This window comes from Nocardiopsis akebiae (assembly GCF_018316795.1).
Taxonomy (GTDB): Bacteria; Actinomycetota; Actinomycetes; order Streptosporangiales; family Streptosporangiaceae; genus Nocardiopsis; species Nocardiopsis dassonvillei.
Genome location: NZ_CP074132.1, coordinates 5,781,873 through 5,802,188, shown reverse-complemented (window position 1 = coordinate 5,802,188; position 20,316 = coordinate 5,781,873). Strand labels below are relative to the sequence as shown.

Sequence of the window (20,316 nt, the reverse complement as noted above, 5' to 3'; positions counted from 1 at the left end):
GTGTCCGCCGGACATCCCCCTCCTTTCCCGCCCGGGCGCGGGTCCCAAGGCCGTCCGCTCGGGGACACCAGGCAGAACCCCGCCCTCAGGTCACCGCTTCGTGGCACCCTTAGGTGGTCGCGCTGTGTATCAACGGTGACCGTCGTGGGAGGTGTGGGTGTACCTGAAGAATCTGACGCTGCGCGGCTTCAAGTCGTTCGCGTCGGCCACCACCTTGCGTTTCGAGCCCGGGATCACCTGTGTGGTCGGTCCCAACGGCTCGGGCAAGTCCAACGTGGTGGACGCCCTGTCCTGGGTGATGGGGGAGCAGGGGGCCAAGTCCCTGCGCGGCGGCAAGATGGAGGACGTCATCTTCGCGGGCACCTCCACCCGCCAGGCGCTGGGCCGCGCCGAGGTCAGCCTCACCATCGACAACACCGACGGTGCGCTGCCCATCGACTACACCGAGGTCACCATCCGGCGGACCATGTTCCGCAACGGCGGCTCGGAGTACGCCATCAACGGCGACACCTGCCGCCTCCTGGACATCCAGGACCTGCTCAGCGACTCCGGCATCGGCCGTGAGATGCACGTCATCGTCGGCCAGGGGCAGCTGGACACCGTCCTGCACGCCGGTCCCGAGGAGCGCCGCGCCCTCATCGAGGAGGCCGCGGGCATCCTCAAGCACCGCAAGCGCAAAGAGAAGGCGATCCGCAAGCTCAACGCGATGCAGGGCAACCTGGACCGGGTCACCGACCTCACCGCGGAGCTGCGCCGCCAGCTCAAGCCCCTGGGCCGCCAGGCGGAGCTGGCCCGCAGGGCCGCCGTCATCCAGGCCGACCTGCGCGACGCCCGCCTGCGCCTGCTCGCCGACGACATCGTCACCCTCACCGGCCAGTTGGCCAAGGAGGAGGCGGACGAGAAGGAGGTCCTCGCCCGCCGCGGGGCCGCCGAGGCCGCCCTCGCCCAGACCCAGGAGCGCGAGACCGAGCTGGAGGCGCAGGCCGCCGAGGCCGCGCCCGCCCTGGCCCGCGCCCTGGAGACCTACCACGCGCTGTCCCGCCTGACCGAGCGCCTGGACGCCGTGCGCGGTCTGGCCAACGAGCGCCACCGCAACCTGGCCTCCGTCTCCGACGAGCCCGTCCACCGCCGTGACCCCGAGGAACTGGAGATGGAGGCCGAGGAGGCCGCCGCCCAGGAGGAGGAGCTGCTCACCCGGCTGGAGGAGGCCCGGGAGGCCTTGGAGGCCACCGTCACCGAGCGCTCCGCCGCCGAGGACGCCCTGCACCGCGAGGAGAAGCGGCTGGAGGCCGCCAACCGCGCCTCCGCCGAGCGCAGGGAGGGCCTCGTGCGGCTGTCCGCGCGGGTGGAGAGCCTGCGCGGCCGACTCGCCTCGAACGGGGACGAGATCACCCGGCTGGAGGAGTCCGCCCGCCAGGCCGCCGAACGCGCGGAGCGGGCCCAGGCCGAGTACGAGACGGCCGCCGAGGAGGCCGCCGGTCTGGACGAGGGCGACGCCGAGCTCGACGCCGCCCAGGAGGAGGCGGCCCGCCGCCTCTCCGAGGCCGACGCCGGGATCAACCGGCTGCGCGACGCCGAGCGCACCGCCGAGGGGGAGCGGGCCGCGCTCGCCGCGCGCAAGGAGGCCCTGGAGCTGGGGCTGGCGCACAAGGACGGCGCCGACACCCTCCTGGGCGCCGACCTGCCGGGGATGCTCGGCAGCCTCGCCGCCCTCGTCCAGGTCGAGTCCGGCCAGGAGACGGCCGTGGCCGCGGCCTTCGGCACGGCCGCCGGAGCGGTCGCGGTCGGCGACCCCGACACCGCCGTGGCCGCGCTCGACCTGCTCCGGTCCGAGGACGCGGGCCGCGCCGGGATCGTCATCGCCCAGGCCGTTCCCTCCGTGCCCCGGGGGGACTGGCCCGCGCTGCCCTCCGGGGCCCGCTACGCCCTCGACGCCGTGGTGGCCCCCGAACACCTGGCCGGAGCGGTCACCGCCCTGCTGGACCGCACCGCGCTGGCGGCCGACGCCCGCGCCGCCCGCGACCTGGTCCGCAAGGTCCCCGGCGTGCGCGCCGTCACCCCCGAGGGGGACGTGTTCTCCGCCGCGCTGGTGCACGGCGGTTCGGCCGCCGCGCCGAGCCTGCTGGAGGTCCAGGCGGCCGTGGACGAGGCGGCCGGAAGGCTGGAGACGGCCACCGAGGCCGCCGGGCGGATCGCCGCCGAACTGGAGGAGCGCAGGCGCGAGCGCGCCGACCTGGCGGCCGAGGTCGAGGAGCTGACCGCGCGCCGCCGCCAGGGCGACCGCAGGCGCAACGAGTCCGCGCAGCGGCTGGGCAAGCTGGGCGGGCAGGCCCGTTCCGCCGAGGCCGAGTCCGAGCGGTACGCGGCCGCCGCCGCCAAGGCCGCCGCCGCGCGCGGCGAGGAGGCCGCCAAGCTGGAGCGGCTGGAGGAGGAGCTGGCCGAGGCCGAGGAGGTGGCCGCCTCCATCGAGGAGGACGCGCCGGACCCCGAGACCCGCGACGAGCTCGCCGCCCAGGCCTCGCGGGCCCGAGCCACGGAGATGGAGCGCCGCCTGTCGGTGCGCACCGCCGAGGAGCGCGCCCGTTCGATCGAGGGCCGCGCCGAGCAGCTGCGCGCCCAGGCCTTCGAGGAGCGCCGTGCCATGGAGCGCGCTGCCGAGCGCCGTCGCACCCGCGCCGCGCAGGCCACCATCGCCGAGGCCGCAGCCGAGGGCGCCCGCCTGGCCCTGGAGCGGATCGCGGTGTCCCTGGCCGCGGCCGAGGCCGAGCGTACCGCCGCCGAGGCGGACAAGGAGGCGCGCGACGCCGAGCTGCGGACCGTGCGCGCCCGCGTCCGCGAGCTGTCCGTCGACCTGGAGAAGCTGACCAGCTCGGCGCACAGCGGCGAGGTGGCCCGGGCCGAGCGACGCCTGCGCCTGGAGCAGCTTGAGGTCAGGGCGAGCGAGGAGATGGGCGTCGACGTGCCCACCCTCGTCGCCGAGTACGGGCCGACCGTGCCCGTGCCCCCTCCGGGCGACGCCGAGGAGGACGCGGTCCCGCTGCCGTACGTGCGCGAGGTGCAGGCCAAGCGTGCCAAGGCCGCCGAGCGCCAGCTCAACCAGCTGGGCAAGATCAACCCGCTCGCGCTGGAGGAGTTCGCGGCGCTGGAGGAGCGGCACGCCTTCCTCAACGCCCAGCTGGAGGACCTCAAGAAGACCCGCCGGGACCTGATGGACATCGTCCAGGAGGTCGACGCCCGGGTGCAGGAGGTGTTCTCCTCCGCCTACCTGGACGTGGAGCGGGAGTTCGCGGCGATCTTCGGGCGGCTCTTCCCCGGGGGCGAGGGGCGGCTGCTGCTCACCTCGCCCGAGGACATGCTGACCACCGGTGTGGAGGTGGAGGCCCGTCCGCCCGGCAAGAAGGTCAAGCGCCTGTCGCTGCTCTCCGGCGGCGAGCGCTCCCTGACGGCGGTGGCCTTCCTGGCCGCCATCTTCAAGGCCCGGCCGTCCCCGTTCTACGTGATGGACGAGGTCGAGGCTGCTCTGGACGACACCAACCTCCAGCGCCTGCTGGTGATCTTCGAGGAACTGCGGGCCGCCTCGCAGCTGATCGTGATCACCCACCAGAAGCGCACCATGGAGGCGGCCGACGCGCTGTACGGCGTGACGATGCAGGGTGACGGCATCTCCCAGGTGATCAGCCAGAAGCTGGAGCGCCCCGCCTGACGCACGGCCGGGGCCGCCCTCCCTGAGGGGAGAGCGGCCCTTTGAGCACACCCCAGTCCGCGGCCGGAGTCCGGCCCGGCCGACGGGGTTCGGTTCGGGCGCCCGCGGGGTTCTGGAGGTGCTGGAGGTGAGGCCGCGAGGAACGAGCCGTCTCACCGGAAGCGCCGAAGGTTCCCGCTCTCCGGGCGCCCGAAGGGGCGCTGCTAGCCGCGGTCGATGGTGATGACCGGGGAGGTCCAGGTCTCCCAGTGGTCGGGGTCGTCCGGGTCACCGAGCGCCTTGAGCGCGCGGGCCTCCAGACGGTACTGGCCGTCCCGGACCGGGGTGATCCGGTCGTGGCGGTCCAGGACCGTGCCGTCCCACGCGTAGCTGAAGAACGACGTCCCGGTCGCGCTGCGGTTCACGTGGTCCACCGACACCCCGACGTTGCGGTCCGGGTGCACGGGGCGTCCCGTGCGCTCGTCGACTACGGTCATCTCCAGCAGCGTGACGTGGTGGTCGAAGTGCGCGATGACGTACGGCACGTCGGGCAGGCCGTCGACCCACTCCAAGGTGTAGGCGGCGCCGTCGGGCTGGTTCTCGAACGTGCCGCCGCCCTCGCCCACGCACTCCAGGCCGGAGAACGCGCCGCACTCGGTGATCTTGGTCAGCCACGGCAGTTCGAGCACGTTGCCGCTGCCGTCGGTGATCGGGGTCATCGCCTCGATCTGCTGGTAGTCGCCGTTGTAGGCGGCGTAGGGGACGCGGTAGGTCTCGCCGCCGGTCTCGGCCACGGAGACGTAGCCGCCGTAGATCATCTGGGCGAAGTCCTGGGCGGGCGGGGTGAAGGTCACCAGCACCTCGGCCGTGCCGCCCGGGGCGACGGTCACCTCGTCCCGGTCGAAGGCCACCTGGGCGGAGGCGTCGTTGTAACCGGGGGTGAAGGTGTTGCCGTGGGTGCCCAGGGCGCTCTCGTGCTCCAGGGTGTAGGTGGCCTCCTCGTCACCGTCGTTGGCGATGGTGATCGTCTCGGTCACCTCGCCCCCGGTGGCGCCCAGGGACAGCTTGCCCGGGGTCACGGCGGTGGTGGCCAGCACGGCGCCGGGCACGTCCATCATGCCCGCGCCCTGGCGGTGGACGTTGTCGGTGTAGCCCGCGTCGGGGTCGCCCCACCAGGCCTTGGGGTCGGCGCTGTTCTGGAGGACGTCGCGCACCTCGTGCGCGCCGAGGCCGGGGCGGGCTTCCAGCAGCAGCGCGACGCCGCCGGCCACGTGCGGCGAGGACATCGAGGTGCCGCTGATGGTGGCGTAGCCGCCCTTGGCCATGGGGTAGGTGGAGTTGATCAGGCCGCCGGGCGCGCCGATGTCCGGCTTCAGGGCCAGGTCGGGGGACAGGCCGAAGGAGCTGAAGGAGCTGATCAGCCCGCCTGTCGGGTTGGGGATGGTGGTGCTCTCACCGGTCCAGGACAGGGTGACGGGCTCGTCGCCCTCCAGGAGTTCCAGCAGGTGGGCACCGGAGGTGTCGGAGATCCCGATGGAGAACGCGCCCTGGTCGACGATGCCGCTGCCCGCGAACATGCCGGGGACGTTGTTGTACATCACCACGCCGGTGGCGCCAGCGGCCACGGCGGCGTCGTACTTCTCGGCGAAGGTGCACGCGCCGCGCACCATCAGGGCCGTTCCGCCCTCGGGGTCGGCCTCCAGTTCGTCGCCCAGGGACGGGCAGCCCCGTCCGACGTGGACGAGTTCGTCGGTCTCGCCCGAGGCGGGCGGCGGGGAGGCCTCGCCCATCTCCATGTAGGCCAGGGTCTCGCCGCTGGGGTTGGCGGTCGCCGACGCGGACCGGATGTGGGTGTTGTCGTAGGAGGCGACGCCGATCACGTCCTCGCCCAGACCGGGGGCGCCCGCGGAGTACAGGCCGGTGTCGCCCTCGTTGCCGATGGAGGCGACCACGACCATGCCCTCGTCGACGAGGTTGTCGGAGGCGACCGCGGTGGGGTACTGCGGCCAGGAGTGCGCCGAGCCGATGCTCATGTTGAGCACGTCCATGTCGTCGGCCAGGGCCCGCTCCATGGCGGCGATCATGATGTCGGAGGTGGTGGAGCCCTCGCAGCCGAACACCTTGTAGGCGCCGAAGTCCACGCCGGGCGCCACACCGGTGACCTCGCCCCGGGCGCCGACGATCCCGGCCACGTGGGTGCCGTGGCCGTGGCAGTCCTGGGGGTCGTCGTCGGGAGCGGGCACGGTGGTGGGGTCGCCCGCGTTGAAGTCGTCGCCGACGAAGTCGTACCCGGTGACCACCCGGTCGTTCGGGAAGCCGCCGCCGCCGAGGTCGGGGTGGGTGTAGTCGACTCCGGTGTCCATGACTGCCACGCGCAGTCCCTCGCCGGTGAGGCCGAGTTCGTTCTGGGCGATGTCGGCCCCGGTCATCGGCAGCGCGGTGTCCAGGTCGGGGACGTCGGCGTCGCCCTCGGGGACCTCGTAGGTGACGACGGGGTAGACGGCGCTGACACCGGGGATCTCCCGTGCCGTGCCCACCTGCGCGTCGTCCATCTCCACGGAGAAGCCGTTCCAGAGGTCGCCGAACGAGTGCCGTTCGGTGTACTCCAGGCCTGTCTCCTCGGCCTCGGCGCGGAACGCCTCGTGCTCGTTCTCGACCTGTGCCGAGGAGGTGCCGGCGGTGGTCGGAGGGCTCTCCAGTTCGATGAACCACAGGCCGTCCGCCTGGTGGGTCGGTTCGCCGTTCTCGGCGGAGGGGGCGGGGTGCAGGGGGGCGAGCTCGGAGGCGTCGTCGGCGCTGGCCGGTGCGGCCGCGACCAGGCCCGCGACGAGTGTCAACCCGGCGAGCGACGCCAGGCGCGTGCGGTGGGGTACCACCTTGTCAACACATCCCTTCTCGGTGCGCGCCTCAGGACACCGGGGGAGCGGGGGTACCCCACTGGGTACGACTGTGGTGCTCAGGGGGATACGCCGCTTAATGTCCGTCATCGGTTAATCGGCGCGCATAGCAACGAGATCATTGCCGTGCGCCATGAAAGTGTCAATGCTCACCAAGGCTCAATCTGGACACACAGGGGACTGAACCACACCTCTGCTTTACAGACATAATCAAAACGGTCATTCTTCTCTTTTTTCGCGAAAGAAATAAAAGACGCGAAAGGGGATGGCCTGTCCCCGCGCGGCGACCTCCCGGCCTCCCCGCCGCGAAGGAGCGCGACCCCGCCGGAGAAAGCGCAGGCCAGAGTAGCCTCCGGGGCGCCCGCGGGGGTGCGCGGCGGGCCGAGTACGCTGGGGGTTCCGGGCCGCCTACGGGCGGCCCGACCGGTGTCGAGGGAGCGAAGTCCGGTAGCGCGGCCACAACCGGCCGTCCAACCCGGCGCTGTCCCGCAACTGTGAGGCCCCCTCGGGGGACGAGCCAGGTCGCCTCCCCGGCACCGACGTCCCCGTCCTCGTGGGAAGGACAGGCCGCCTCCGTCGGGACCGCGCAGCTCCTTCCCCCCGCCCGACAAGGAGCACCGTGCGGACCGCACGCCACCTTTCCCCCGTCCTTCTCGGCGCCGTGCTCGCCCTGACCGCCTGCGGTGCACAGGACGGCGGCGAGCCCGACGCCGAGCCCGCCACCGAGGCCGCCTCCGTCCCCTGCGGCCCCCCGGAGCCCGACCCCGAGCGCCTGTCCGTGGGCGACGGCACCTTCCCCGTCACCGTCACCGACGCCACCGGCGAGGTCACCGTCGAGGAGGCCCCCGAGCGGATCGTCTCCCTGTCGGCCAGCCACACCGAGATGCTCTTCGCCATCGGCGCGGGCGACCGGGTCGAGGCCGCCGACGAGTACTCCGACTACCCGGAGGAGGCCCCCACCACCTCGCTGAGCGGCTTCGAGCCCAGCGTGGAGGCCATCACCGAGTACGACCCCGACCTGGTCCTGCTCGCCCGCAGCGCCGAGGCGACCGCCGGCCAGCTGGAGGACGTCGGCGTCCCGTCGCTGGTCCTGGACGCCGCCCAGGACCTGGAGGACACCTACGCCCAGATCCGCATGCTCGGCGACGTCACCGGCCACACCGAGGAGGCCGACGCCGAGGCCACCCGGGTCGAGGACGAGTTCAACGCGATCGTCGAGGACGTGTGCGAGGAGACCGGCGACGCCGGCCTGTCCTTCTACCAGGAACTCGACGAGACCTCCTACTCCGCCACCTCCGACACCTTCGTCGGCCAGGTCTACGCGTCCTTCGGCCTGGTCAACATCGCCGACGCGGCCGACGCCGACGGGGCCGCGCGCGGCTACCCGCAGCTGTCCCAGGAGTACGTCGTGGAGCAGAACCCGGACCTGATCTTCCTGTCCTACGGGGACGAGTCGACGGTCGCCGACGTGGCCGGGCGCCCGGCCTTCGACACCGTCACCGCGGTGGAGAACGACGCCGTCTACCTGCTCGACGCCGACATCGCCTCCCGCTGGGGGCCGCGCGTGGTCGAGTTCGCCGAGCTGGTCGGCCGGGCCGTCACCGAGAACGCGGCGGACTGACGTGCGGGGCGGTGCCGGCCCTCCGCTGGGGTGGGTCGCGGGCGGGCTGGCCGTGCTGCTCGCGGCGGCCCTGCTCGGCGTCTCCGCCGGAGCGGCCTCCCTCTCCTCGGCCGACATCGCCCGGCACCTGATCAGCCTCCTGCCGTTCGGCACGCGGTCCCCCCTCACCGAACGGGAGGCGGCCGTCCTGGTGGAGCTGCGCCTACCGCGCGTGGTGATGGGCGCGCTCGTCGGCGCCCTCCTGGCCACCGCGGGCGGCGCCTACCAGGGCGTGTTCCGCAACCCGCTGGCCGACCCCTACCTCCTCGGCGCCGCCGCCGGGGCAGGGCTCGGCGCGACGACGGTCATCGTCTTCGGCGCGCAGTTCAGCGACTCCCCGCGCGCCCTGGTCCCGGTCGCCGCGTTCGCGGGCGCCCTGCTCGGCGTGGCCGCCGCCTACCTGCTCGGGTCCACCGCGGGCGGGGGCGGCACCGCCGCGCTCGTCCTGGCGGGCGTGGCCGTCTCCTCGTTCCTGTCCGCCGCCCAGACCCTCGTCCAGCAGATGGGCGTGGACGAACTCCAGCGCATCTTCGCCTGGCTGCTCGGCGGACTCGGCAGGGGCGGCTGGGACGACGTGCGGCTGGTCGCCCCGTACGCGGTGGTCGGGCTGGTCGTCCTGCTGGCCAGCGGCTACCTGCTGGACATGCTCGCCCTGGGCGACGACAAGGCGGTCAGCCTGGGGCTGAACCCGGCCGCCGTGCGCATCGTGGTGATCAGCGCCGCCTCCCTGGCCACGGCCGCCGCGGTGTCGGTGAGCGGCCTGATCGGCTTCGTGGGGATCGTCGTCCCGCACGTCGTGCGCCGCCTGGTGGGCTCCAACTACCGGGCGATCCTGCCGGTCACCGTGCTCCTCGGCGGCGCCTTCCTCGTCCTGGTGGACATCGTCGCCCGGACCCTCATCGCCCCCGCGGAACTGCCCATCGGCGTGGTCACCGCCTTCCTCGGCGCGCCCTTCTTCGTGCTCATCCTGCGCACCACGCGCCACCGCGGCACCTGAGACCCCGCTGTCACCGGTGGTTCCGGGGCGTCCGGGAAGGGGAGGGGGTCCACTGGTACCCGCTTCGTTCCCGGCGCGCCACCCGGCCGTGACGCGAACGCGTCGCACACTCTGGAACACTGGAAGGTGCTATGGACATCACCTTGCTCGTCGCCATCATCATCGCCGTCGTGCTCCTGGCCGCCGGTGGGTTCTTCCTGGTCACGACCCGGCGCTCGGTCGAACCGGGCAAGGACGAGACCGAACCCGAACCCACCGGCGGCGGCGCCGGGGCCACCGCCGTGGAGGACCGGGAACGGGACTCGGGGACCGTCAGCACGCCCCCCGCCCAGGCGCCCCCGCCCGTGCGGGAGACCGTCGAGCCCGCCCCTCCGGAGCTGGAGACCCCGCCGCCCTCGGCCGGGCGCATGGTCCGCCTGCGCGCGCGCCTGGCCCGCTCGCAGAACGCCTTCGGCAAGGGCCTGCTCAACCTCCTGTCCTCCGACTCGCTGGACGAGGACACCTGGGAGGAGATCGAGGACACCCTCATCACCGCCGACATCGGCGTGGCCTCCGCCGCGCAGATCGTGGAGAACCTGCGCACCCGGGTCAAGGTCCTGGGCACCCGCGGCACGGAGGAGGTGCGGGCGCTGCTGCGCGAGGAGCTGCTCGCCCAGATCACCACCGGGGCCGACCGCGCCGTGCACACCGGCCCGCACGGCGGGCGCCCGGGCGTGGTCATGGTCGTCGGGGTCAACGGCACCGGCAAGACCACCACCACGGGCAAGCTGGCCCGCGTCCTGGTCGGCGACGGCCGCAGCGTCGTGCTCGGCGCCGCCGACACCTTCCGCGCCGCCGCCACCGAGCAGTTGGAGACCTGGGGCAGCCGCGTGGGCGCCCCGGTCGTGCGCAAGGAGGAGGGCGCCGACCCCGCCAGCGTGGCCTTCGACGCCGTGGCGCGGGGCGTCGAGGAGGGCGCCGACACCGTCATCATCGACACCGCCGGACGCCTGCACACCAAGACCGGGCTCATGGACGAGCTGGGCAAGGTCAAGCGGGTCGTGGAGAAGAAGTCCCAGGTGGACGAGGTCCTGCTCGTCCTGGACGCCACCACCGGGCAGAACGGCCTGCGCCAGGCCCGGGTGTTCGGCGAGGTCGTCAACGTCACCGGCATCGCCCTGACCAAGCTCGACGGGACCGCCAAGGGCGGCATCATCGTGCAGGTCCAGCGCGAGCTGGGCGTGCCGGTCAAGCTCGTCGGGCTCGGCGAGGGCCCCGATGACCTGGCCCCCTTCGATCCCGAGGTCTTCGTGGACGCGATCCTGTCCACGGAGTGACGGGGGACCCGACGAAGCACGGCCGGACATCCGCACGGGTGTCCGGCCTTTTCGTGTCCGGCTTCCCGGTGTCCGCTCCTCTCGCGACCGGCCCTCCGGCGGCCGGAACGCGAGTGTGACGCACGACACGTGACGGAAACCCCGGTGCAACACGCGGGCACCGGTACCTGACCGCGCCCGCGCCGATCCCGTGAGATGTCACCTTTCGCGACCGCGGGATCGCTCTCCGGTGGTGTGACGGGGTCGCTCTGTGCCGGTGCACGTGCGTTCGCGCGGACTGCGTCTTCGGTTCATGACGCCTTAACACTGCCGTCTGTCCTTTTACCGGCGCGCAACACATCGGGTCCAGGCGAGAAACACCCCGGTCCGACAGTTGCCTGCGTGGTGTTCTGCATCGGGCCCGATGATGCGCTCGCTGACCGCCGCCCTCACAGACACAATCCCCCTTCCGTCCTATGGAGGCGACGCAATGATTGACTCCGGCAACACGGCGTGGCTGCTGATCAGCGCAGCCCTCGTGATGCTCATGACCCCGGGCCTGGCCTTCTTCTACGGAGGCATGTCACGGGCCAAGAGCGTCCTCAACATGATGCTGATGAGCTTCGCGAGCATCGCGGTCGTGAGCGTGCTCTGGGTCGTCATCGGCCACTCGCTCACCTACTCCGACGGGCCCGGGGCGCTCGACACCTTCATCGGCGGTCTGGACTACGTGGGACTGTCCAACCTGATCGGCGAGATCGAGCCCGCGGCCGAGGACGGCACCGGCGGCTACCCGCTGCTGGTCGACGCCGGGTTCCAGATGATGTTCGCGGTCATCACCGTGGCCCTCATCAGCGGCGCCATCGCCGACCGAGCCAAGTTCGGCGCCTGGCTGCTGTTCGTCCCGGTCTGGGCGCTCCTGGTCTACTTCCCCGTCGCCCACTGGGTCTGGGGCGAGGGCTGGATCGAGCAGCTCGAGATCGGCGGCTACACGGTCATCGACTTCGCGGGCGGCACCGCGGTGCACATCAACGCCGGCGCCGCCGCGCTGGCCCTGACCTTCGTCCTGGGCCGCCGCAAGGGCTTCGGCTCGGAGTCGATGCGCCCCCACAACCTGCCGTTCGTCCTGCTGGGCACCGCGCTCCTGTGGTTCGGCTGGTTCGGCTTCAACGCGGGCTCGGCCTACGCCGCCGACGGCACCGCCGCCCTGGCACTTGTCAACACCCAGGTCGCCACCGCCGCCGCCACCGGCGCCTGGATGCTCGTCGAGCGCTTCCGCTACGGCAAGGTCAGCGCGCTGGGCTTCGCCTCCGGCGCCGTCGCGGGCCTGGTCGCCATCACCCCGGCCGCCGCCAACGTCACGCCGCTCGGCGCGATCGCCGTCGGTCTGCTCTCCGGTGCGGTCTGCGCCTACGCCATCAGCTGGAAGTTCAAGTTCAAGTACGACGACGCGCTCGACGTGGTGGGCATCCACATGGTCGGCGGCATCGTCGGCTCCCTGATCCTCGGCCTCGTCGCCGCGGGTGTGGCGGGCGGCTCCGACGGCCTGCTCTACGGCGGCGGCATCGGCCTGCTGGCCGTCCAGACCATCGCCGTGATCGGCGTCATGCTCTACTCCTTCGCCGTCACCTGGGTCATCGCCAAGGTCATCCACCTCGTCATCGGGTTCCGCATCCCCGAGGAGGTGGAGACCAACGGGCTCGACCACGAGCTGCACGCCGAGTCCGCCTACGCCTTCGACGAACTCGACGAGCTCGAGGACGCGACGGAAGCGGTCTCCCTGCCGACGCCTCCGGGCGGGGAGACGGCCTCGCCGAAGGCCAAGGCCTAGACCTCAGCGTCGAGGCCGCGGGCCTTGCGCCACTGACCCGGCGAGGTGTCCAGGGGCTGACGGAGAGAGATCTCCGTCAGCCCCGTTCGTGTGCTCAGCCACTTTTCATGTCATATATGAGCATTTCTGGCACCGTATTGGCTGTGGCCTGTGTATCCGTTCGGTACCCTCTGAGCGGTACGGCGGTAGAGCCCGGGCGCACGGCGCCCGACCGACGGCTCCGCCACGCGGGCGGCCCCGTTCCCGGCTCCCCCGAACAAGGGGCACGCGGCACAACCGGGAGCCGCGCATTCGCATCCCACACCAGGAACGGGTCGGGGAGCGGTGCGTCCACCCCGCCGTCCACCCGGAAACCATGCTGATTCGTACAGTGCCCCACATGTCGGGGTCAGGAGGCAAGATGGCGCCGGTTAGTCACATCACGGGTCGCAGAGGCGGGCGCGTGGCCCTCGCCGCCGCGGGCGCGGTCGTCGCCCTCGGCTTGTCCGGCTGCTCCATCGACCTCAGCCACCTGCGCCCCGGGGGCGGCGGCGAGGAGGAGCCCAGCCCGGAGGCCGCCGAGCCGGTGGCCGCGGCACCGCTGATGGAGCAGGCCCTGGCCGACCTGGCCGCCTACCCGGCGCTCACCGCCACCGGGCAGGTGGCCGAGAGCGTCGGCTCCGCCGACGTGCGCGACGCCTCGCTGACCGTCGCCGACAGCGGCACGGCCAGCGGCACCGTCCGCGCCAACGGCATCGAGGCCGAGCTGATCAGCGCGGAGGGCAGGATGTTCCTGCGCGCCGCGGAGGACTTCTGGCTCGACCAGGGCGTCTTCAGCCCCGACTTCGACGACTTCGACGGGAACTGGGTGCGGGCCTCCTCGGCCCAGGCCGGGTTCAACCCGAGCGCCTCCCTGGCCCCGCCTGAGCTCTCCGCCATCCTGGGCGGCATCGAGCTGGACTCGGAGGAGGCCGTCGAGGAGAACCTGGACGGCACGCTCACCTACCGGATCGACCTGGCGGGCGAGCGCAACCAGGTCTGGATCAACGCCGAGACCAGCCAGATCCAGCGCATCGCCATCGAGGAGCTCGTCCCCGAGGAGGCCGAGACCGGACCCCAGGTCCGCCTGGACCTGGCCGAGGCCGAGACCGCCGCCGTCGAGGAGCTCTACGACGGCGTCACCACCGCCACCGAGGAGGAGCTGACCTCCTCCCGGGACGCCCGCATCGAGGTCGGCTGGGAGGGCAGCCCCTCCATGACGTGCGAGGACGGCCCCAACTGCACCTGGACCGGGACCGTGCGCGACGCGGGCGGCGACGGCAGCGGCGAGGTGGCCGTGAGCATGGACGTCACCTTCAGCAACGCCGACATCGGCGAACAGAACTGCGAGGACAGCGGCACCCTGGCGGCGGGCGGCACGCTGGAGCTCTCGTGCAGCGCCGACTACAACATCGTCAGCTCCGTCCAGCAGACCTACCCCATCGACGGTGAGGCCCAGCTGTCCACGCGCGGCCTGACCGGCGGCCAGCAGGAGGAGATGCTGGCGGCCCTCGCCGAGCAGCGCGAGGCCACGCTGTCGGGCGGGGCCTCCCCCTCCGAGGAGGCGTCGGAGACGGCCGAGGAAGAGGGCGACTAGAGGTACCCGCGGGGCGCGGCCCCGAGCGCACGCCGGTCGAGGGCGGGGGCGGTGCCCCCGCCCTCGACCGTGTTCCGGCCCCGCCCGCCTCGTGATACTGCGAGGTGATCCCGGCCCGGTAGGCTGGGAGACCAACTCCGAGACGAAGGACTGGCCACACTCGTGTTCGAGACGCTTTCCGACCGGCTGACATCGGTCTTCTCCTCGCTGCGCGGTAAAGGGCGCCTGTCCGAGGAGGACATCAACGCGACCGCGCGGGAGATCCGTCTCGCGCTGCTGGAGGCGGACGTCGCCCTGCCGGTGGTCCGCGAGTTCATCGCGCGGATCAAGGAGCGCGCCCGGGGCGAGGAGGTCTCCAAGGCCCTCAACCCGGCCCAGCAGGTCATCAAGATCGTCAACGAGGAACTGGTCGGGATCCTCGGCGGCGAGACCCGGCAGATCCGCTTCGCCAAGAACCCGCCGACCGTGATCATGCTCGCGGGCCTCCAGGGCGCCGGTAAGACCACCCTGGCGGGCAAGCTCGCCCGGTGGCTGGCCGCCGACCGCAACACGCCGCTGCTGGTCGCCGCCGACCTCCAGCGCCCCAACGCCGTCACGCAGCTCCAGGTGGTCGGTGAGCGCGCCGGGACCCCCGTGTTCGCGCCCGAGCCCGGCAACGGCGTCGGCGACCCCGTCCAGGTAGCCCGCGAGTCCGTCGAGCACGCCCGCCGCAACAACCACAACGTGGTGATCATCGACACCGCCGGCCGTCTCGGCGTGGACAGCGAGATGATGCAGCAGGCCGCGGACATCCGCGACGCGGTCAACCCGGACGAGATCCTCTTCGTCGTCGACGCGATGATCGGCCAGGACGCGGTCAACACCGCGCAGGCCTTCCTCGACGGGGTCGGCTACGACGCGGTCGCGCTCACCAAGCTCGACGGCGACGCGCGCGGCGGCGCGGCCCTGTCCATCCGCCACATCACCGGCCGTCCCATCATGTTCGCGTCCACCGGCGAGAAGCTGGAGGACTTCGACCTCTTCCACCCGGACCGGATGGCCTCGCGCATCCTGGACATGGGTGACGTCCTCACCCTCATCGAACAGGCCCAGCGCACGTTCGACGAGGCCGAGGTCGAGAAGATGGCCTCGACCATGGCGTCGGACGAGGACTTCACGCTCGACGACTTCCTCCAGCAGATGCAGATGGTCCGCAAGCTCGGCCCGATCGGCAACCTGCTCGGCATGATGCCCGGCATGGGCCAGATGCGCGAGCAGATCGACAGCATCGACGACAAGGACCTGGACCGCATCCAGGCCGTCATCCAGTCGATGACCCCGGGCGAGCGCGCCAACCCCAAGATGATCAACGGCTCGCGCCGCCTGCGCATCGCCAACGGTTCGGGCACCCAGGTCAGCGATGTCAACGGTCTGGTCACCCGCTTCTTCGAGGCGCAGAAGATGATGCGCAAGATGAAGAGCGGCGGCGGCATGCCGGGTATGCCCGGGATGCCGGGCATGGGCGGCGCCAACCGCAAGAAGGCCAAGGCACAGGCGAAGAAGGCCAAGAAGGGCAAGCAGCGCAGCGGCAACCCGATGAAGGCCCGCCAGCAGGAGGCCGACCGCGCGGCCGAGCGCCAGCGCCGCCAGGAGGAGGGCGGCCAGCAGCCGCCGCAGCTGCCCCCGGGCCTGGGGGGCGGCGGCCAGCCCACGCTCCCGCCCGGCTTCGGCGGCCCCAACATGCCCGACCTGTCCAACTTCAAGCTGCCCAAGAAGTAGGCGCGGCCGCTACCGGACCTCGCGCCCGTCGGCCGAGTGGCCGAGCGCTACCATGCGTGTGGCGCAGCCGACCGTACCGCGGACGCGGGCGGGCCCTGGGCCCGCCCGCGTGCCCGTCTCCTCGGAGGCGGGCGGTTGGCGCCGCCCGGGAGACCGGGCGGGGCGGCCCGTCCACGTTCCGGGGACGGGCCGTCTCCGTGTCCGCCACCGATCCGTGCGCGGGTGTCGCCGGTGTCGTGTCCGGGGAACACGTCCGCGTCTGGCACAATGAGTAGTCGACTAACGGTGCCGGGCCAGCCCTCTAACTAGCCCGCCACCCACGTCTGTCCCGTCGGGTGCCGCAACCCCACGTGGTTTCGCCGCCGGGCGCCTTACACCGTTAATCGGGAGAAGACCACTCCAGTGGCTGTCAAACTGAAGCTCAAGCGTATGGGCAAGATCCGTACGCCCCAGTACCGCATCATCGTCGCCGACGCCCGCACCAAGCGGGACGGCAAGGCGATCGAGGAGATCGGCAAGTACCACCCCAAGGAGCACCCGAGCCTCATCGAGGTCGACTCCGAGCGGGCCCAGTACTGGCTGTCCGTGGGCGCTCAGCCCTCCGACGCGGTCAAGGTCCTCCTGCGCAAGAGCGGTGACTGGCAGAAGTTCAAGGGCCTGCCCGCCCCGGCTCCGCTCCAGGTCGCCGAGGCCAAGGACCCCGAGGCCAAGGAAGCCGCCTTCCAGGCCGCTCTGAAGGAGCTCGTGCTCCCCGGCGCCGAGGGCAAGGGCAAGGGCCGCAAGTCCGAGAAGAAGGCGGACAAGGCGGACAAGCCCGCCGAGACCGCTGAGACCACCGAGACTGAGAAGTCCGAGGGCGAGGCCTGACGTGCTGGAAGAGGCGCTTGAGCACCTCGTGAAGGGGATCGTTGCGAACTCCGACGAAGTCCAGGTGAGAGCCAAGAGGCTCCGCAAGGGCAAAGTCCTGGAGGTCCGGGTCCATCCCGACGACCTCGGCAAGGTGATCGGCCGCAACGGCCGCACCGCCAAGTCCCTGCGGACCGTCATCGGCGCCCTGGCTGGGGGCCGCTACGTCCGCGTGGACCTGCTGGACCTGCACGAAGTGCGCTGACGCGCCTCTCGGGGCGCCGACCGCCAGCGGTCGGCGCCCCGCACCCGTGCCCGGGACCCGGGGCCAGTGCCCACCGCACGCGCCCGGTCCCGGGCACAGTTTTCTCACCCCCCTAGGGGCGGAAGGAAGAATCCCCATGCGACTCGTTGTCGGCCGGATCGGCCGCGCGCACGGAGTCCGCGGCGACGTCGCCGTGGACGTGCGCACGGACGACCCCGCGGCCCGGTTCGCCGACGGCTCCGTGCTGGACACCGACCCGGCCGGGGCCGGTCCGCTCACCGTCGTCTCCACGCGCCGCCACAGCGGCCGCCTGCTCGTGCGCTTCGAGGGCGTGGCAGACCGCGACGCCGCGGAGGGGCTGCGCGGCACCGCCCTGCTCGTGGACTCCGAGGACATCCCGCCGCTGGACGACCCGGACGAGTTCCACGACCACGAACTCATCGGCCTGGCCGCGGTGACCACCGGCGCGGAGCCGGTCGGCACGGTCGCGGACGTGCTCCACCACGCGCAGGACCTCCTGGTGGTGACCACCCCGGACGGCGCGGAGGTGTTCGTGCCCTTCGTGGCGGCCCTGGTCCCCGAGGTGGACGTGGCCGGCGGCCGGATCGTCATCGACCCGCCGCCCGGCCTGCTCGACCTCGCCGACTGAAGGGGCGCGCCGTGCGCATCGACATCATCAGCATCTTCCCCGAGTACTTCGGCCCCCTGGACCTGTCCCTGATCGGCAGGGCCCGCGTGTCCGGGCTGCTCGACGTGCGCGTGCACGACCTGCGCTCCTGGACCCACGACCGCCACAACACCGTGGACGACACCCCCTACGGCGGCGGCCCCGGCATGGTGATGAAGCCCGAGCCGTGGGGCGAGGCGCTGGACGAGGTCGTGGGGGAGGGCCCCGCGCGGCTGATCCTGCCCACTCCAAGCGGCCGCCCCTTCCGGCAGGCCGACGCCGAGCGCCTGGCCAAGGAGGAGCGGCTGGTCTTCGGCTGCGGCCGCTACGAGGGCATCGACTCGCGGGTCGCGGCCGACGCCGCGGAGCGGATGCCCGTAGAGGAGGTCAGCATCGGCGACTACGTGCTCAACGGCGGCGAGTCCGCGACGCTGGTGATGGTCGAGGCGATCACCCGGCTGCTGCCGGGCGTCCTCGGCAACACCGAGTCCGCGGTGCAGGACTCCTTCGCCTCCGGCGGCATGGAGAACCTCGTGGAGGGGGCGGTCTACACCAAGCCCGCCTCCTGGCGCGGCCGGGAGGTGCCGCCGGTGCTGCTGTCGGGCAACCACGGTGCCGTGGACCGCTGGCGCCGCGACCAGGCCCTGCGCAAGACCGCGCGCAACCGCCCCGATCTGGTGGAGGCCCTGCCCGAGGAGGCGCTGGACCGGCGAGACCGGGAGGTCCTGGCCGAGGAGGCCGTTCGAGACGCCACCTGAGATGTGGCAGACTGGGTGGGTTCCCCTCGGTGACCGGCGGCATCCGCATGCCGGCGGTACGACGTCGGCCTCTGTGACGGTCACCCGGGCGGTTCGACAGTACAGACCCATTGGGGCCCTCGCCCGCGTACCCCCTCCCCGGCCGGGGAGCAGGACGCGGAGCGCTATCGATGAGGATTCGCGAGATGCACACCGCCATTCAGGAGCTGGAGAAGGCCCAGCTTCGTTCCGACGTCCCGGAGTTCCGTCCGGGTGACACCCTCAACGTCCACGTCCGTGTGACCGAGGGCAACCGTACCCGTGTCCAGGTCTTCAAGGGCGTCGTCATCCGCCGCCAGGGCTCGGGCAACCGCGAGACCTTCACCATCCGCAAGGTGAGCTACGGCGTGGGCGTGGAGCGCACCTTCCCGATCCACACCCCGGCCATCGAGAAGTACGAGGTCGCCGCCCGCGGCCGCGTCCGTCGCGCCAAGCTGTACTACCTGCGCGACCTGCGCGGCAAGGCCGCCCGCATCCGCGAGCGCCGCTAGTCCGCGACCGGGTGGCCCGGGCCTCCTCCCGGCGTTTTTCCGTGTCGAATCCCTCCGCTCCCGCCAGGGAGGCAGGATAGGCTTCGGCTCGATGAGCAAAGACGAGAAGGACCTCGGCTCGGACGGGGTCCAGGACGAGGAATCCGCCCAGCCCGGTCCGGAGGAGCACGACTCCGCCACTGGCTCCCGAGCTCACGAGAGCTCGGGAGCCAGTGCTGTCTCCGGTACCGACGGCGAGGAGTCGGAGGAGGGGGCGGACGACGAGATGAGCAAGTCCCAGAGCACCGAGAAGAAGGGGTCGTTCTGGAAGGAGCTCCCCGTCCTGATCGTGATCGCCGTGGTCCTGGCGTTCGTGATCAGGACCTGGCTGGTGCAGGCCTTCTACATTCCCTCCACCTCGATGGAGAACACACTCCTGGTCGGTGACCGGGTACTCGTCAACAAGGTCGTCTACGAGCTCCGCGACATCGAGCGCGGCGAGGTGGTCGTCTTCGACGGCAACGGGTCCTGGGACGATCCGAACACCGTGTCGGTCCCGGAGCCCACCAACCCGGTCTCGGCCGCGTTCACGTGGGTCCAGCAGCAGCTGGGCGCGGCGCCCACGGGCAAGGAGTACATCAAGCGGGTCATCGGACTGCCCGGTGACACCGTGGAGTGCTGCGACGAGCAGAACCGCGTCCTGGTCAACGGGGTCCCCCTCGACGAGGAGGCCTACCTGTACCCCGGCAGCGTGGCCACACACACCGAGTTCGGCCCGATCGAGGTGCCCGAGGGACACCTGTGGCTGATGGGGGACCACCGGGCGATCTCCTCCGACTCGCGGCTCAACCAGAACAACCCCGGCGGCGGCTCGGTCCCGATCGACCACGTCGTGGGGCGGGCCTTCGTGATCATCTGGCCGGTCGGGCAGATCGGCCCGCTCAGCGTCCCGGACTCCTTCGAGGAGCTCAACGCCGCGGACGAGTGACGCACCGCGCGGGCGGTCCGACGAGAAAATCCGCACGACGGAGTACACGGGACCCTTCCGTGACGCATGATGGAGGCTGGACGGTATCGGCGTCCCCGACGCGCGGGGCCGCCGTCGACCGGGAACATCCCGGCCGTCGGCGGTGTCCGGGTGGGAGGGGACCGGCACACCACGACCGGAGAGTGCGACGAAAGCGAGCGCGTGGATGAGTTCTGAGGACCTGGAGAAGTACGAGGCCGAGATGGAGCTCCAGCTCTATCGCGAGTACCGCGACGTCGTCGGTCTGTTCAGCTACGTGGTGGAGACCGAGCGGCGGTTCTACCTCACCAACCACGTCGACCTCCAGCCGCGTTCGACCGAGAACGGGGAGATGTACTTCGAGGTCGTGATGGAGGACGCCTGGGTCTGGGACATGTACCGTCCGGCCAGGTTCGTCCGCAACGTCCGCGTGGTGACGTTCAAGGACGTCAACGTCGAGGAGATCACCAAGGCCGACCTGGAGATGCCGCCCGCCGAGGGGGGCGCGCAGAGCTGATCCGGCCGCCGGA

The 20,316-nt window shown here is 71.8% G+C and carries 15 protein-coding genes; 14 read left to right on the top strand and 1 reads right to left on the bottom strand.

Annotation, left to right across the window (positions count from 1 at the left end):
• Positions 1–157: 157 nt before the first annotated feature.
• Positions 158–3,703, top strand: a complete 3,546-nt coding sequence (gene smc, locus KGD83_RS24745) for a chromosome segregation protein SMC (RefSeq protein WP_212641398.1) — start codon at positions 158–160, stop codon at positions 3,701–3,703.
• Between the two features lie 203 nt (positions 3,704–3,906).
• Here smc and KGD83_RS24740 read toward each other — a convergent pair whose 3' ends face one another.
• A complete protein-coding gene (locus KGD83_RS24740; RefSeq protein WP_212641397.1) occupies positions 3,907–6,558 on the bottom strand; it encodes a S8 family serine peptidase in 2,652 nt (883 codons plus the stop codon).
• A gap of 640 nt (positions 6,559–7,198) precedes the next feature.
• Between KGD83_RS24740 and KGD83_RS24735 the strand changes: the two genes are divergently transcribed.
• The 13 genes from KGD83_RS24735 to KGD83_RS24675 all read left to right on the top strand — a co-directional run bounded on the left by KGD83_RS24735 (position 7,199) and on the right by KGD83_RS24675 (position 20,303).
• Complete coding sequence (locus KGD83_RS24735; RefSeq protein WP_212641396.1) at positions 7,199–8,200, top strand: ABC transporter substrate-binding protein; 1,002 nt, start codon at positions 7,199–7,201, stop codon at positions 8,198–8,200.
• A gap of 1 nt (position 8,201) precedes the next feature.
• Positions 8,202–9,236 carry a FecCD family ABC transporter permease gene (locus KGD83_RS24730; protein WP_212641395.1) on the top strand — a complete coding sequence of 345 codons (1,035 nt, stop codon included), beginning with the start codon at positions 8,202–8,204 and terminating at the stop codon, positions 9,234–9,236.
• A 131-nt stretch (positions 9,237–9,367) separates the two neighbouring features.
• Entirely contained in the window at positions 9,368–10,552 is a 1,185-nt protein-coding gene (ftsY, locus tag KGD83_RS24725; protein WP_212641394.1) for a signal recognition particle-docking protein FtsY, read from the top strand.
• Between the two features lie 469 nt (positions 10,553–11,021).
• On the top strand, positions 11,022–12,362 hold the full coding sequence (locus tag KGD83_RS24720; RefSeq protein ID WP_013151278.1) for an ammonium transporter: 1,341 nt from the start codon (positions 11,022–11,024) through the stop codon (positions 12,360–12,362).
• 400 nt (positions 12,363–12,762) lie between these two features.
• Positions 12,763–13,977 (top strand): LolA-like protein, encoded by a 1,215-nt coding sequence (locus tag KGD83_RS24715; protein WP_212641393.1) that lies wholly within the window; start codon positions 12,763–12,765, stop codon positions 13,975–13,977.
• 162 nt (positions 13,978–14,139) lie between these two features.
• Complete coding sequence (ffh, locus tag KGD83_RS24710; RefSeq protein ID WP_212641392.1) at positions 14,140–15,735, top strand: signal recognition particle protein; 1,596 nt, start codon at positions 14,140–14,142, stop codon at positions 15,733–15,735.
• Positions 15,736–16,137: 402 nt separating this feature from the next.
• Positions 16,138–16,602: a 30S ribosomal protein S16 gene (rpsP, locus tag KGD83_RS24705; protein ID WP_130396529.1), complete on the top strand. Its 465-nt coding sequence runs from the start codon at positions 16,138–16,140 to the stop codon at positions 16,600–16,602.
• A gap of 1 nt (position 16,603) precedes the next feature.
• Positions 16,604–16,846: an RNA-binding protein gene (locus tag KGD83_RS24700; RefSeq protein ID WP_212641391.1), complete on the top strand. Its 243-nt coding sequence runs from the start codon at positions 16,604–16,606 to the stop codon at positions 16,844–16,846.
• A gap of 136 nt (positions 16,847–16,982) precedes the next feature.
• A complete protein-coding gene (gene rimM / locus KGD83_RS24695) occupies positions 16,983–17,495 on the top strand; it encodes a ribosome maturation factor RimM (RefSeq protein WP_212641390.1) in 513 nt (170 codons plus the stop codon).
• An 11-nt stretch (positions 17,496–17,506) separates the two neighbouring features.
• A complete protein-coding gene (gene trmD / locus KGD83_RS24690) occupies positions 17,507–18,271 on the top strand; it encodes a tRNA (guanosine(37)-N1)-methyltransferase TrmD (protein ID WP_130396531.1) in 765 nt (254 codons plus the stop codon).
• A gap of 185 nt (positions 18,272–18,456) precedes the next feature.
• Positions 18,457–18,801 carry a 50S ribosomal protein L19 gene (gene rplS, locus KGD83_RS24685; protein WP_019608682.1) on the top strand — a complete coding sequence of 115 codons (345 nt, stop codon included), beginning with the start codon at positions 18,457–18,459 and terminating at the stop codon, positions 18,799–18,801.
• A gap of 91 nt (positions 18,802–18,892) precedes the next feature.
• Positions 18,893–19,768, top strand: a complete 876-nt coding sequence (lepB, locus tag KGD83_RS24680; RefSeq protein ID WP_212641389.1) for a signal peptidase I — start codon at positions 18,893–18,895, stop codon at positions 19,766–19,768.
• 205 nt (positions 19,769–19,973) lie between these two features.
• Positions 19,974–20,303, top strand: coding sequence for a DUF2469 domain-containing protein (locus KGD83_RS24675; protein ID WP_047867741.1), 330 nt, complete (start codon positions 19,974–19,976; stop codon positions 20,301–20,303).
• Positions 20,304–20,316 lie beyond the last annotated feature (13 nt).